The 15,590-nt window shown below is 40.0% G+C and carries 8 protein-coding genes and 2 pseudogenes; all 10 read right to left on the bottom strand.

The genetic code is table 11. The features are described 5' to 3' along the window. Positions 1 to 27 precede the first annotated feature (27 nt). Positions 28 to 3,146 (bottom strand): annotated as a pseudogene (locus AC0VYC_RS08345) (MMPL family transporter). Beyond that, positions 3,124 to 3,600, bottom strand: a complete 477-nt coding sequence (locus AC0VYC_RS08340) for a MarR family winged helix-turn-helix transcriptional regulator (protein WP_024720380.1) — start codon at positions 3,598 to 3,600, stop codon at positions 3,124 to 3,126. Before AC0VYC_RS08340 ends, AC0VYC_RS08345 begins: the two are co-directional and overlap by 23 nt. 151 nt (positions 3,601 to 3,751) lie before the next feature. After that, positions 3,752 to 5,044, bottom strand: coding sequence for an EF-P 5-aminopentanol modification-associated protein YfmH (gene yfmH / locus AC0VYC_RS08335; protein WP_024720379.1), 1,293 nt, complete (start codon positions 5,042 to 5,044; stop codon positions 3,752 to 3,754). After that, a complete protein-coding gene (yfmF, locus tag AC0VYC_RS08330; protein ID WP_041090422.1) occupies positions 5,041 to 6,321 on the bottom strand; it encodes an EF-P 5-aminopentanol modification-associated protein YfmF in 1,281 nt (426 codons plus the stop codon). Before yfmF ends, yfmH begins: the two co-directional genes overlap by 4 nt. Before the next feature lie 145 nt (positions 6,322 to 6,466). Then, positions 6,467 to 9,583 (bottom strand): MMPL family transporter, encoded by a 3,117-nt coding sequence (locus AC0VYC_RS08325; protein ID WP_475389889.1) that lies wholly within the window; start codon positions 9,581 to 9,583, stop codon positions 6,467 to 6,469. 319 nt (positions 9,584 to 9,902) lie between these two features. After that, positions 9,903 to 11,131, bottom strand: a pseudogene (locus AC0VYC_RS08320) (MFS transporter). A 102-nt stretch (positions 11,132 to 11,233) separates the two neighbouring features. After that, the gene (locus tag AC0VYC_RS08315) at positions 11,234 to 11,959 is read right to left on the bottom strand and encodes a GntR family transcriptional regulator (RefSeq protein WP_008344706.1); all 726 of its coding nucleotides are present in this window, start codon (positions 11,957 to 11,959) and stop codon (positions 11,234 to 11,236) included. A gap of 164 nt (positions 11,960 to 12,123) precedes the next feature. Continuing rightward, positions 12,124 to 14,496 carry an FtsK/SpoIIIE family DNA translocase gene (locus AC0VYC_RS08310; protein WP_427243669.1) on the bottom strand — a complete coding sequence of 791 codons (2,373 nt, stop codon included), beginning with the start codon at positions 14,494 to 14,496 and terminating at the stop codon, positions 12,124 to 12,126. 110 nt (positions 14,497 to 14,606) lie between these two features. After that, a complete protein-coding gene (locus tag AC0VYC_RS08305; protein WP_008344712.1) occupies positions 14,607 to 14,843 on the bottom strand; it encodes a YlzJ-like family protein in 237 nt (78 codons plus the stop codon). After that, a complete protein-coding gene (locus AC0VYC_RS08300) occupies positions 14,840 to 15,568 on the bottom strand; it encodes a ClpP family protease (protein WP_008344713.1) in 729 nt (242 codons plus the stop codon). Before AC0VYC_RS08300 ends, AC0VYC_RS08305 begins: the two co-directional genes overlap by 4 nt. Between the last annotated feature and the right edge of the window lie 22 nt (positions 15,569 to 15,590).

Here is a 15,590-nt window from a genome sequence, read left to right as displayed (position 1 = left end):
TTTGTTCCTACTTTCTTTATGGAATCCTTATTCTTTTCGTTTAAATGGGAACCAATTCGCTGATCCGAACAATTTGACCATCACAGGTACAAACAATGGTAGCACAACGAGTGCATACAATAAAAGCCCTGTGAGGACAAGTGTTGCAATCTGTAAGAGTGACAATACACCTGATGGCAGCATCGCTGCAAATGTTCCTGCCAAAATGACGGCAGCAGACATAATAACAGATCCCATATTTTTCATTGATTCAGTCATGGCAAACTGGATGTCTTTTGTTTTGTATTCATTGAAACGTTCCATTAAGAAAATCGAATAATCGACTCCAAGCGCCATTAAGATGACAAAGCCAAAGAATGGAACAGCCCAGTTGATGCCCGGATATCCGAAGAAATGGGTGAAAATAAATTCTGTTACACCAATGGCGGTAAAGTACGTTAAAATCAGCGATCCAACTAAGTAAAGCGGCATCACGAGAGAACGGAAGAGAATCACTAGTATTAAGAAAATACCGATCATCATGTAAAAAACCGTCTTATTGAAGTCTTGGTCTGACAGCTGTTTTAAATCAGCGTTCATACTTGATACACCAGATACGCCAAATGAAACATCTTTTAAGTTTGTTTCAGGAAGTGCACGTTTGACGGAAGCCTCTACTTGTTTAATCGTTTTCATGGCGTCGTTTCCATATGGATTGTCTTCTAAGATGACGTCAATCTTTGTCATCTTGCGGTCATCAGACATATAGGAATCGAACACTTGCTTGAAAGCTTTGTTTTTCAGGACATCTTTTGGAATAAACCAACCGGCCATGTCTTGATCTGGTGCATTTTTCAGTTCATCTAAGTAGTCTCCTGCACCCATTAAGCCGTTTGAAATTTTCTCAAGTCCGTCTACACTTTTGTTTAGACCATCCGTCAGCTTGGTCAATCGTCACCAAAGCCGCCAATTTTTTCTTTCATTTGTTTTTGACCATTAATGATGTCGCCGGCTCCATTTGCAAGTTTAGGCATACTATCAGCTAACTGTCCTTGGCCTTTAGACGTTTGATCTAGCCCGTTTTCAATGGCTTCTAAGCCAGCAATCAGCTCATCAATTTGATTTGTAAATACTTTTTGTTGTTCTGAGGCATTTGCGATAAAAGCATCTGCTGTTTCAAGTTGTTTTTTTGCTTCTTTTGCTTGTTTTGCATAGCTGTCAGCCTGTTTGGCTCCTTCTTGCAAGGTAGTAGAAAGTTCCTTATATGAAGCTTTGATGGCTTGATATGATTGGTTTTCTTTCACTTGCGGAATTTGCTGCTCAAGTGTACTGAACTGTTTATTTGCTTGACTGATCAAAGCTTTCACATCCGCTGCGGCAGAGGATGAAGTATCGACTTGTGCCAATGCGGCTTTTAATTCTTTGGAAATGCTTTTATAAAGTGCCACTTGCTGATTCACTTGTGCGACTTGATCTGTTAATTCCTTTTTCGCACCCTTTATTCTTTCTTTAATTTCAGAAACACCTTTTTTGTTTTGATCAATTCCGTTTTGCAGTTCTCTCATCTTTTTTTCGACGTTTTGAATACCTGATTTTACGGATTCGGTTCCAGAAATCAATTTGTTAATGCCTTTTCCAGATGATTTAATTTGTGGTGTTTGATCCTCGATGGATTTACTCATGGTTGTAAGAGCATCTTGGATCTTTTTCAACCCTTCGTTACTTTTATCAAGCCCGCTATTTAGCTCTTTGGCTTGAGATTTCACGTACAGATCATTCAGTCCTTTTCCAACAGGGCGTGTCGCACTTCTTACTTTACTCACGCCATCTGTTTGTTCAATGGCGCGGCTTAGTTTTTCAACAGCAATCAGACCTTCGTTATTGTCTAAAAGATCGGATGATTTCACGACAACGGTTGCTGGAAGGGCTTCACCTGGTCCAAATTTGTCAGAGATCGTATTAAATGCATTGACGGATTCGTATTTATTGCCGATTTCGTCTAGGTTGTTATATGAAAGTGTTCCTTTATACATAAGAATCGCTGGAAGGGTAATAATTGCAACGATTAGCAAGCTGAGAAGTGGTTTCTTAAATGAAAAACGACCGGCTGTTTCCCACATTTTCGATTGCGGGTGGGCAATATCGCCTTTGATCGGCCAAAATAACACTTTTCCTAAAACCGCCATAAAGAATGGAACGACAGTGAGCAGTGCCACAATTAACACGGCGACACCAACCGCCACGGCGACAGCTGATTTATACAGTTGGAATTGGGCTAAACCGATACACGTAAAACCAATGAGGACAGCAATTCCGCTGAATAAAACGGTTTTACCTGCCGTCTTATATGTTGTAATAATCGCCTCAATCTTATCTTTTCCGTGAGATAGTTCTTCTTTAAACCGGCTTAGCAACAGGATGCAGTAGTCGGTTCCAATCCCAAACATGATGGCGACCATAAAAATTTGGGTAAAGGTCGAGAGCGGAAAATCAACATACTTTACTAGGTAAGCCACAATGGATTGGCTGACCAAATAGGAAAGCGCCACGGCCACTAAAGGAACGAACGGTGCCACTGCGGATCTAAAGACAAGCACAAGAACAATTAAAATAAACCCAATTGTAATGAATTCCGTTTTTTTCAGACCTTCTTGTGAGCTTGTGATGACATCATCGTCGATTAGCGGCTGCCCTGTCATTTCAAATTTCAGGTTCAGGCTCTTAAGCTTTTCATTGACTCTTTCTTTAAAATCGGATGCTTTGATTTTGTTCGAGTCGTATGTAACTGGAACAAGAAGTGTTGTTTGATCTTTAGAGAGCATCTGTTTTTTAATATCTTTGTTTGCATCAAAATAAGAAGTGATGTCTTCAACATGGAGATCTTGATCCTTTTCTAAAATCTCCATCGCTTTCTTTAAAGAGGCTTCTCTTTCTTTGACGATATCCTTTCCTTGAAAGACAATGACGATCGATTTTTCCGTATCCCCATTTTCAGACATGTTCTTTAATAATTGATCGGCGTAGGAAGAAGGATAACCATCTGGAACAGAAATCTGCCCTTTTTCTTTTGTTAATTGCGCCATATTAGGAGCGGTGATTAATAATACAGCCGCTAGTACGACCCAAAGGATCGTAATCAGCCATCTACCCTTTATGATTGCTCTCATTACTATGTTGTGCCTCCTCTTCGATGATAATTTGATAAATCTTTTCATATGTTTGAATAAATGATTCTATTTCTTTTTCATCAAATTTTTCTAAATATGACCGAACAAGATCCTGAAGCTGCTTTTCCATTCGGCTGACCACTTCTTTTCCTTCGGGTGTCACATAAAGATGAACGTTTCTTCGATCAGCTTGATCATGCTCTCGATAAATATAATCTTTATTAAAAAGACGATTGGTCATGGATGTCACAGCACTTTTGTTGACATTACATTCGATGGCAAGGTCTGTTGATGTACATCCTGGGTGTAAATTGATGTATCGAAGCGAGTAATATTGATCAAGTGTCAGTTCTTTATCGAGCTTTTCCGTGATCATACTCGATACTTTTTTCTCCATCATGAGATAGACGTCCGCATATCTCTGGATGAGCTGGGCAATTTTATTTTGTACCATATGCTGCTCCTTTAGTTTGATTGTTTAACTATTAAAGAGTTTAACTAATTACCGAAACAATTGTCAATCAATATCTTCGCATATAAAGCGCTTTCTTTAGCTGGACACAAAAAAGACAAACTCTTATATGTTGAGTTTGTCTTTTTTTCATTTATTTTGCTTTCGGTACGACTTTAAAAACTGACATTCTTTCTTCATCAATTTCTTCGTCTAAGATTTGCTGAATATCTGTTAATTGGATTTGCTCCAGTACTGGCACGACATCAAATAAGCTCATTTCTAAGAATGCGTATCGAGTGAATTGATTGGCGATGTACTCCGGGGAGTTCATTGCTTTTAAAAAGCTGCCAATTTTTTTCTTGCGAGCAAGTTCAATCTTTTCTTCTGTGATCAGGCTTTTTGCTTGAAGAAGCGTTTCTTTTAATTCATCTGCGAGTTGATCAGGGTCATTTGTGTCTCCGCCAACTGAAGTGAAGCCAAAGCCGCCTTCTTCCGTATAATCGTAGCTGAAGGTCTCATCAATTAAGCCTTTTTCATACATCTGTTCATATTGTAAGGAGCTTTTACCAAACAGCGTCTCTAAAATGAGATTCATTCCGAGCTCATGTTTTAACAGTTCATTGCCTTTTTTATGAGGATTCTTTGTTTTTAATCCAAACATACATTTTGAGCCTTGTACGTTCATTGGAAGTTCGTATTCTTTTCGGTACACACCTTCAGGCTCATTGATGTCTTTTCGTTTGATCTCTGGCTGGTCTGTAAATGGCTTTTTCGCCTGATTCGCTCGAACTTGATCTAATATTTGCTTCGGATCAACGGGACCGACAACAAATAGAAGCATATTGCTTGGGTGATAGAACGTTTCATAGCATTCATACAAATGATCTTTTGTAATCGGAGCGATGCTTTCTACTGTTCCAGCTATATCAATTCTCACAGGATGCTCTTGATATAGATTTTCAATCAAACCGAAGAATAAACGCCAGTCGGGATTGTCATCATACATGTTAATCTCTTGACCAATGATGCCCTTTTCTTTTTCGACTGTTTTTTCAGTAAAATAAGGTTCTTGCACAAAATCAATGAGTGTCTCAAGGTTTTGTTCGACATTTGAGGTGCTTGAGAATAAGTAAGCTGTTCTCGTAAATGTCGTAAAAGCATTTGCGGATGCTCCTTGTTTACTAAATGTATGAAACACATCTCCATCTTCTTTTTCAAACAGCTTGTGCTCTAAGAAATGGGCAATTCCATCAGGCACTCGGATCATGTCTTCTTTGCCAAGCGGCACAAATTCATTGTCGACAGAGCCGTATTTTGTTGTAAAGGTTGCATAGGTTTTGTTAAACCCTTGCTTTGGCAGTACATAGACGTCAAGTCCGCTCTCCATTTTTTCGTGATAGACCGTTTCTTGCAGCTGGTCGAATTGAATTGTTTTCACTGTCATGAAGCACCCTCCGTTCCTTTAAGAAAATAGGTCGTATCCCATTCGATTTTTTGACCCACTTTGATGATGTCCTCTTTTGTCACTCTGTCTAACGCTTCTAAAAAGGAATCGAGGCTCTCCCCTGTTGGCACGACGGCATGCTGATATAAGTATTCCGCTGTTCCATAAGACGTATCAATGGTTTCGAGTAGCTGATTTTTGACGACAGCCTTTGTCTGTTCAATTGCTTCATCAGAAAAATCGCCTTTTTGCATGGCATCAAATTGTTCTTTGATGATGTCTACTGCCTGCTGATAGTTGCCGACTTCAATTCCTGACATGACCATCATCAAACCTTTAAAGCTCTCAAGTCTAGAAACAGCATAGTACGCAAGACTTGCTTTTTCCCGCACATTGATAAATAGCTTTGAATGAGAGAAGCCGCCGAATATGCCATTAAACAAATGCAGCGCCGGATAATCTTCATCTGCTATCGTTGTATGTGTGCGAAAGCCAATGTTCAGCTTTCCTTGTTTTACGTCCTCTTCATCAATGACTTCTTTTGGCTCTATTTGTGATCTTGATGATTCGGTATTTTGTTTGACTGGCTCTCTCTCACTTGTTTTAAAGTATTGCGAGACCATTCGATTGATGTCTTGTTCATCAACGTCTCCCACAACATAGAGATCCAGCTGGTTGGACTTAAGTGCATGTTCGTATGCTTTAAAGAGCGCTTCTGCCGTAATCGCTTCGACGTCTTCCATTTCACCATTGACGTGCAGTGCATATGGCTCACCTTTACACATTTCCTGTACAAGTCTTAAGTTTGAATAGCGCATTTTGTCATCATAAACGGCTTGAATGCGCTGTTTCAATGTTCGTTTTTCTTGCTCAACGTACAATTCATGAAATACTCCGTTTTCCACGAACGGGTGGAATAAAAGTTCAGAAAGTAAGGCAATCCCTTTTTCTAGTAAAGGGGTTTGATCCTTTAAATATTTTTCATTCGCCATTTCTAGACGGAAGGTAATGATGTGATTTTCACCTTTTTTCGCCATGTCTGCGGAAACGGTCGCCCCATAGAGCTCGTCGAAATATGCACGAAGCTCTCCCGTTTTCGGCATTTTTTCTGTTCCTCTTAAAAGCACATGCGGGAAAAGGGAACGCATGGTGACGTCATCTTTGGATAAAGGCGCAAGCATTTTAAAAAGGATCGTCACGGTTTTAAATTTTTCTGTTTTGACAATATGAGTATGAAGACCAGGTGTATCAAATGTCTTCTCTTGTAAGTACGTCATGAGAAACCTCCTTTGTTCATCCTATTTATTATGTATTAGAACATAGCTGATATATACGTGAAACAGCCATTTAATAGTCATTATATCAATCAGAGGAAAGGATAGGAAATAAAAACGCCTCTGCTAAAAGCAGAGACGCAGGTTGTTATTTCATTCTAAACGGCCACCAATTCCATTTTCCAAAGATGCGAACCATGACCGGAATAAAGAGTGGTAGAACAACAAAAGCATATAATAAAAGTCCAATGAGTACGACCGTTGCAATTTCAACTAATGATAATACACCCGATGGCAGCATCGCAGCAAAAGTACCCGCTAAAATAGCAACTGCTGAAATAATGACGGACCCCATATTTCTCATCGCTGATATCATGGATGCTTGAACATGCTCTCCCTTCCATTCATTGAAACGATCCATCAGGAAGATCGAATAATCAATGCCAAGGGTCACAAGGATAACAAAGCTGAAAAATGGAACAGCCCAGCTGACACCATCGTAGCCAAAGAATGTTTTGAAAATCCATTCTGTTAAGCCAATGGATGTAAAATACGTTAATATGAGTGAAAGTGTTAAGTATATCGGCATGACGATTGACCTTAGTAATAAAACTAAAATAATAAAGATACCAATTAACATGAAAATAACCGTTCTGATAAAGTCACCGTCTGACGTTTCTTTTAAGTCAACATTTAAACTGGAGATACCAGATACACCGTAATTGGCATTTTTCAAACCACTTACAGGTAAATATTGATCAAGGGTTTCTTCGATTTTTGCTACACCTTTCATTGCTTCATTGCTGTATGGATTTACATTTAAAATTACTTCAAAGGTTGTTAATTTGCGATCTGGGGACATATACGTATTAAATATTTTCTTAAACTCATGGCGTTTCAATACTTCTTCTGGTATAAACCAGCCCGTTACTTCTTCATCTGGTGCTTCCTGAAGCTGTTTTAAGTAGCTGTCTGCCTCGGTAAAGCCGCTTTTTACTTGCTCAAGTCCGGAAATACTTTCATCTAATCCATCTGTTAATAGTGATAGTTTAGATGATAGCTGGTTAAACCCTTTTTTCACGGCTTTTTGGCCATCTGTCAGCTGATCTGCGCCATCTTCAATTTTAGGCATTTCTTTGATGAGCTGTTTTTGTCCTTTATTCGTTTCATCAAGACCATCATAAATTTGATCTAGACCTGTCATCAGCGCCTTTACTTGTTGTTTGATTTCTTTTTGCTTGCTTGAGAACGTTTGAATGACTTGATCTGCTTTCTTGATCTTTTGTTTAAAGGCAGATGCTTCCTCTTCATAGACACTCATTTGCTCTCCAGCTTGATCGAGCATTCCTTTTGTGTCTTTGAATACTTTTTTGATTTCTTTATATTCATTCATGTCTTTGATTTCTGGAAGCCGGTTTTCAAGCCCTTCAAATGATACGTTTTCATAGGATTGTTTCACTTTTTTAATCGTTGTCATCAGCTGCTCATTTGATGTTGCGTGACCTTCCAGTGTGCTTACGACTCGTTCAAGATCTTGAATCATGGTTTCACTTCTGCGGTATTCTTGCTCTAATTCTTTTTTCGCTTGTTTGATTTCAGTGCGAATGGTTCCTACGCCCTCTTTACTGCGCCTCACACCATCCTCTAAAGAAATGAGTGATTTCCTCACTTCTCCGATACCGCCTTTGATGGCTTTTGTCCCATCAATCAATTGATCAATCCCTTTAGCGGATTCTTCAATTTTTGGTTTTTGTTTGAGAAGTGCTAAGTTTGTTTCGGTCAAGCCATCTGTAATTTTCCCGATGCCCTCGTGACCTTTCCCAAGCTCTCCTCCCAGCTCTTTCGCTTGAGAGGTAACGTAGAGCTGACTTAACCCGTCTCCAACTGGGCGAGTGACACTGCGAACCGCTTTCACTTCCTCAATGTCATTTAACTTACGGGTCAGCTTTTCAATCATGACAATCTTTTCTTGATTATCGAGCTCATTGTCACTTTCGACAAGCACATTCAGCGGCAGCGCTTCACCAAAGCCAAATTGCTCAGATATCGTATTAAATGCAGACACTGACTCATACTTTGTCCCAATCTCATTTAAACTATTATAAGAAAGAGTGCCGTCATACATCAGAATCGGAGGAACAGTGATGAGTGCAACTACACCTAAGCTGATGAGCGGTCTTTTAAATGAAAAGCGCCCAGCCCATTCCCAAATCTTACTTTGTGGATGACGAATGTTTTCTCTTTTAGACGGCCAAAAAAGGGATTTTCCGAAAACCGACATAAAAAAGGGAACGATTGTGACAAGTGCAATGAGCAGGATGCCCACGCCTACGGCAACGCTGACGGCTGATTGGTACAATTGGAATTTTGCGAAACCAATACTTGAGAAGCCGACTAACACAGCTAAGCCGCTGAAAAAGACTGTTTTCCCTGCACATTGATACGTGATGATAATCGATTCTTTGACATCACGCCCTTGACCAATCTCCTCTTTAAAACGGCTTAAAAGTAATATACAATAATCCGTTCCTATACCGAACATAATAGCTACCATAAAAATCTGAGTGAAATTAGAAATAGGAAATGGTGTATATTCTACGAGAAAAGCCACAATACACCGGCTGACAGCATAAGAAATGCCAATCGTAATAAGCGGAACAACAGGTGCCAGTATCGATCTGAATACAATTATTAAAATAAAGAAAATAAAAATCATCGTGATAAGTTCAGTTTTCTTCAGACCTTGTTGAGAGCTTTTAATGACATCTGAGTCCACAAATTTTTGACCTGTCATTTCATATGAGACGTTGTAGGGCTTTAAAACTTCCTCAATTCGTTCTTTAACCTTCACAGCTTTTGTTTCGTAGTGGTCGAATTTGAATGGAACAAGAAGTGTACTTTTATCCTTTGATAAAAGTTGTTTTTGAATGTCACGATCTACATGAAAATACGAAGTAATTCCGTCAATGTGGAGTTCTGGGGCATGTGTCATGAGTGCAGCTAAAGCCTTTTTTAATTCCTGCTCTTTGGCAGGGAACAAAAGTTGTTCGGAGAATACAATCACACCAGTATCTTTTTTCCCATTATGATCTGAAAGCTTATCCAATAAGTGAAGTGCCTCAGCTGTTGGTGTCCCCTCTGGAACCTTTAACTGCCCTTTTTCTCTTGTTAATTCCTCTAAATCGGGCGCAGTAATAAACAGAATCACAGCTGTTATCATCCACACCATTAATACAATCCATCTTGCTTTAATTATTTGCAACATAGCTGCTTCAAGCTCCTTCTAGTTCATCAATCAATTTGCTGTTTTTGAGCGTGTCTGAAGTGCTGACTTCGTCTCCTTCAACGTGCTAATGGCAGGATGACCTATTCAATTGTCCTTTCGTGTTGAAGAAACGCATATCCATCATCAGCCACGAGCTCAATTTCTGCCTTAAAACAAAGACAGAAAATGAATGTTTTTGAACACCTCCTATTTGGGATAATTTAAAAGATATTACTATACATTAGTTTAACTATCAAAATTTTACATGTCAATTTATAAAAAAGAAAAAAGATGGCAAAATACCGTCTTTTTTCTATGTTTAAACCGTTTTCAATTGTTCACTTTCATCCTTTTCATCTGGCTGGATGAAAAAGAGGACCAAAAATAATGAAATGAGACTACATATGGTCGATAGAATAAAAACGATGGCGTCTCCTTTATCCATAAGAAATGCGTAAATTGGAGGTCCTAAAGCAACACCGATAAAACGCATACTGCTATAAAATGACGTAATGGTTCCGCACTGCTCTTTTTCAATCCCTTCTGTTATCAACGCATCAAGTGCTGGAAGCACAATGCCAATCCCTACGCCGCCAATACTTAAGCAGACAAACAACACGTAAAAACTGTGATTCCACCATAAAAATATATACGAAAGTGATAAAAGAGCCATACCAACAATGAGAAATATCCTCATTTTCCCCTTTTCTTTCCCGATTGTTTTCCCCGCAATATACGAGCTGATTGATAAGAAAAGGAGCGGGATACTTAGCAGCAAGCCTTTTTTGACACCCGTTATTTGATACGCTGCCTCTAGGTTATCTGATAAATAAAAGAGCACGCCAAAAAGAAGAAACATAATAAAACCACCAATAGCAAAAATGGCATAAAGCCAGCGTCCCTCATGTTTAAAAATCGTCTTTGTTGATTTTAAAAACTCTTTAAATGTAAGCGGATCTCCTCTTTCTTTGCGGATTCAACCATAAACAGAACCATCACAAAACTGATGATTGAAAAGAATGGAATGAACCAAAACGGCACAAACCAAAACCAAGAAGCGAGAAGTGCCCCAATAATAGGACTGAGTACCTTTCCAGCTGTATTAGAAGTTTCAATTGCTCCAAGTCCTGCACTTACCTCTTCATCATCGTGAAACAAATCGCCAATAAACGGCATGACGACAGGTGCCGCTCCAGCTGAACCAACACCTTGAAGGACCCTGCCAAATAGAATCCACATGTACGGTTCTTTCATGATGGTTGAGGCAACAGCTGCAACAGCTCCTCCAAGCCCTGCGATTAAAAGACAAGGCAAAAGCACCTTTTTCCGCCCAATTCGGTCAGATAAATAACCGGCAATCGGAATACACAAAATCGCCACAACGGAGTATACCGTAATAATGAGTGACACTTGAAAGGAAGTGATTGAGAGTTTCTTTTCTATCTCTGGTAATACGGGTATTAGCATCGAGTTCCCAAGCGTCATGATTAGAGGCACTGATGATAATGCAATAATATTCTTTTTACTGACTGTTTTCTCGCCCAACATCATTCACCCAATTCTATATACTGTTACGTATTAGTGTGGCACGTTTCACGGGTTTTATGTATAGACAAACAAAAAGCAACCGCCTATGGAAGCGACTGCTTTTTAAAATCGTTTACGTATGACATGAAAGCTGAATTTATCCGCTCGAAAATAATTGAGCGAGTATAAGACCGGCTGATCGTCTTGATCATAGTGCATTTGTTTCAGTAATAGTAACGCTGTTTCTGGGTCACATTCTAGTATCGGTGAAACCTGATCGTGATAACCAATCGGTTCGATGTCTGCCACGGCATATTTAATTCCGCTGTGCGGTTCTCTCCCAAACAGCTCAAAAAGCGACTCTTCCTCGTGAGTAAAAGAAGCGGGAAGATGTTTGACCGGAATTTTATCTAAACAATAGACGACTGGCTGTCCATCTGCTGTTCGAACGCGTTCCATTGAAAAAACCTTCTCGGATTCATCACACTGAAAACGAATGACATCATTCTCCGTCGGCTCCCCTTCTTGTGAGGACAAAAAGATGGTACCTGGTGTCATATTGACCTGTTCAATCATTTTTGTAACACTTGTCAGCTGTTCAATGCCAGTAGAAAAAAGCGGTCTTGAGTTGACGAAAGTCCCCACACCATGCCTTCTTATTAAATATTTCTCTTCTTCTAATATACGAAGGGCTTCACGAAGTGTCGCTCTGCTCACGCCTAAAAGCTTTGAGAGCTCAAATTCAGAAGGCAGCTTTTCTTTTTCGGCATATACGCCTGTTTGAATATCTTCTTTAATACGGTCAATCACTTTCAAATATAAATGGCGATTGTCTGTTTTGGTCGACATGTTTTCCCTCCGTCTAATCAATGCAAATGATAAGATGAGAAATCTCTATTCCGAGATAAGATGAACATAACTATATCATGTTTTTGCAAATAAATAAATAGTCTGACATCCAGTTGACATAATCAATATATCGTTAACTTTATGTTAGGAAAGCTCTCTTCGAATTATGAAGAGAGCTCGTCATGTTGTTCTTTTGAAAGGAGGACTTCTCTCGGTTTACTTCCTTCATATGGTCCGACAACCCCGCGCTCTTCCATTGCGTCAATAAGACGTGCAGCACGAGTATAACCGATGCGGAACCTCCTTTGCAGCATAGAAACAGAGGCCGTCTGCATACCAATGATCAGTTCAACTGCTTCATCATATAAGTCGTCGTCCACAGCCCCAAGCTGATCTTGCGTTTCTTCACTTGGGATCATTTCTTCTTGATATTGTGCTTTTTGCTGTGTGATGACATGATCAACGACATGTTCCACTTCTTCATCTGATAAAAAGGCGCCTTGTACACGAACTGGTTTGTTCGCACCGACCGGTAAGAACAACATATCCCCTCTGCCCAGCAATTTTTCTGCGCCTCCCATATCAAGAATGGTCCTTGAATCGGTTTGTGACGATACGCTAAATGCAATACGGGATGGAATATTGGCTTTAATGACACCAGTAATGACATCAACCGAAGGTCTCTGTGTGGCGATAATTAAATGAATCCCTGCAGCACGTGCCATTTGAGAAAGCCTTGTAATGGAATCTTCCACATCAGAGGAAGCAACCATCATTAAATCAGCAAGCTCGTCTACAATGACGACAATATAAGGGAGTTCTGGCTGCTTCGCCTCTTCTGATTGATTCATTCGTTTAATGTAATCATTGTACCCTTCAATATTTCTTGTACCCGTATGAGAAAACAATTCATAACGGCGCTCCATTTCACTCACCACTTTTTTAAGTGCCTGTGAGGCTTTTTTAGGATCGGTTACAACTGGAGCCAACAGATGCGGGATGCCGTTATAAACATTTAATTCAACCATTTTCGGGTCAATCATCATCATCTTTACTTCATGAGGTTTTGCTCTCATGAGAATACTAGTGATAATGCCATTTATACATACGCTTTTTCCGCTTCCTGTCGAGCCAGCCACAAGTAAATGCGGCATTTTGTTCATTTCAGCCAGCACAGCTTCACCAGAAATATTTCGGCCCAGTCCGATGAGTAGCTTGGCATTTGGGCGGTCATTTTGTTTCGATTCTAAAACCTCTTTTAAAGAAACCATCGCAATTTCTGCGTTGGGCACTTCAATTCCGATGGCGGATTTACCAGGAATCGGCGCCTCAATTCGAATGTCTTTTGCTGCTAATGCAAGGGCTAAATCATCACTCAAGTTGACGATCTTACTTACCTTCACGCCGACATCAGGGTATACTTCATATTTTGTGACGGCCGGTCCTAAATGAACTTGTGTCACTTTTGCTTTTACACCAAAGCTTTGGAAGGTCTTTTCAAGCTTTCTTGCATTTTCATAAATATTCTTCTTATCTGTTTGCTGACCTGAATGCTGCGGCTCAGCTAAAATATCAAGCGATGGCAGCTCATAATCCTTATTTTCAAGCTCCGTAAACGTCATAGGCGGAGCTTCTTTCGGTTCATCCCCTGTATCATGAGACAGACTGCCTTGTACAGTTTCTTGAAGAGGATCTGGCTCATTGACCGGCTGATCTTTTTGAACTTGCGGTGTGAGCATGTCATCTCGATCAGCAAAACTTGAAATAATCGGCTGACGATTGTCAGAAGCCTGCTCTTCTTCCTCGATCAAGATTTGATCATGATCTTCTTCGGCCTCTTGCAAGCGTGAACGTTTTTTCTTTTCACTTGTTCTCTGCGCAGGTGCATTCTTTTTCGCCTGCCTTATGCCTTTCATATCTTCAATAAATGCTTTCCACTGCTTCACCAAAAATTGTGATACAGGCAGCGTCACTTTTTTGACCATTTCTTGCAGTGACCGGTTTGTGATCAGAACAATGCCGATCAGCATTAGCACAATGGCCATGATTTGCGACCCTGCTTGTGCAAACAAGAAATAGGAGGCCGCAAATAATACGGCACCGATCATACCGCCTCCTAAATCGGGCGAGCCTGTCTCACCTTTCATATCCATTAAGAATAACTCAAACGTATTTCTGATCACACTTTGAGAGCCTATCACGCCTGCAGCTGAAAGATGCTGAAAAAGCTTCACATGGGACAAAAGCAAGATACTCGCAATGATGCAGTATAAACCTGCTTTTCTTCTTGTCAGTAAATCAGGAATTTGTTTTTTCCAAAAGATCGTCACACCAAAAAGAAATAATCCGATAAGGCAGAGAATAAACCATTCACCTGCAAAGAATCGGAATAGATGTACAAAGGTTTGTCCAACTACACCTAGCTGTAAAATGGCAATGATCGCTATGGCAATACAGACTAACCCATTTAGTTCATATTTCAGTTTTAGCTGTTTATTTTGTTTTTTTCTTGTTTTACGTTTTCTCTTTTTCGCCATACTCATCACCTTACTACAAAAGAAAATATAACCTACGAAAAGATCAGAAAGAAAGCAGCCTGGTTTTGGCTGCATCTTGTTGTAAGTTTTCCCTTTATTATAGCATAGAATCATTCATATGAGTCGGTTTGATTGGTGCCTAAATGTAACTTCAATCGCTTACCTGGTGCAAGCTCCTGATTCAAAAAGTCCATTGGATTCGTACTCATTACTTGAACGATTTCCGCTTCATCTTCTTTCATTTCAACCATCACTGGCACGCCCTGAATGTTTACCTGCTGGAGTTTGCGTTCTCCTTGTTCCTCAGCGTAAATGGCTTCATAAGGCATAGGTGTATATAAAATCATTGGATCAGCCCCTCGTTTTGTGCAGCCCGTTCTCCAATGAGCTCGTTCAGCTTTTTAATCGCTTGTCCAACGCCGCCGACTTCATGCATCAGCCCGTATTCCGCCGCCTCATGGCCAACGACATTTGTCCCGATGTCTCTTGTTAGATTGCCTTTAGAGAACATAAGCTCTTTAAATTTCTCTTCTGTAATGTTTGAGTGACTCGTGACAAAATTAATGACTCTTTCCTGCATTTTATCTAAGTATTCAAAGGTTTGTGGAACACCGATGACTAGACCGGTTAAGCGTACAGGGTGAATGGTCATCGTTGCTGTTTCGGCAATGTATGAATAATCACACGATACGGCGATTGGGACCCCAATAGAGTGGCCGCCGCCAAGCACAATGGATACAGTCGGTTTGGATAAAGAAGCGAGCATTTCTGCAATGGCTAGTCCTGCTTCTACATCGCCGCCCACTGTATTTAAAATGATTAGAAGTCCTTCAATTTTTGGGTTTTGTTCAACTGCTACGATTTGTGGAATGACATGTTCGTATTTGGTTGTTTTATTTTGTGGCGGCAGCTGCATGTGCCCTTCAATTTGTCCAATAATAGTCAGGCAATGTATGTTTGTATCTTGTGATAACTGCGGGACGGCTGTTTCACCAAGCTGTTGTATTTTGCTCATAATGCTATCTTTTTCTTCTGGTTTTCGCTCAGGCTGCTGTTCATTCTGTTCGTCCATTTGTCTCCATCCTTTCCTAAAA

This window comes from Bacillus sp. iso_77 (assembly GCF_056173625.1).
The sequence above is the reverse complement of the archived record's forward strand: the minus strand, read 5'-3'. Positions and strand labels throughout refer to the sequence as shown.

Bases quoted from the DNA above. Each gene is read 5' to 3' on its own strand.
- AC0VYC_RS08315 (WP_008344706.1), bottom strand. From the start codon at position 11,959: ATGTCGACCAAAACAGACAATCGCCATTTATATTTGAAAGTGATTGAC.
- AC0VYC_RS08305 (WP_008344712.1), bottom strand. From the start codon at position 14,843: ATGATTTTATATACACCTATGCCTTATGAAGCCATTTACGCTGAGGAA.
- yfmH (WP_024720379.1), bottom strand. From the start codon at position 5,044: ATGACAGTGAAAACAATTCAATTCGACCAGCTGCAAGAAACGGTCTAT.
- AC0VYC_RS08340 (WP_024720380.1), bottom strand. From the start codon at position 3,600: ATGGTACAAAATAAAATTGCCCAGCTCATCCAGAGATATGCGGACGTC.
- AC0VYC_RS08310 (WP_427243669.1), bottom strand. From the start codon at position 14,496: ATGGCGAAAAAGAGAAAACGTAAAACAAGAAAAAAACAAAATAAACAG.
- AC0VYC_RS08325 (WP_475389889.1), bottom strand. From the start codon at position 9,583: ATGTTGCAAATAATTAAAGCAAGATGGATTGTATTAATGGTGTGGATG.
- AC0VYC_RS08300 (WP_008344713.1), bottom strand. From the start codon at position 15,568: ATGGACGAACAGAATGAACAGCAGCCTGAGCGAAAACCAGAAGAAAAA.
- yfmF (WP_041090422.1), bottom strand. From the start codon at position 6,321: ATGACGTACTTACAAGAGAAGACATTTGATACACCTGGTCTTCATACT.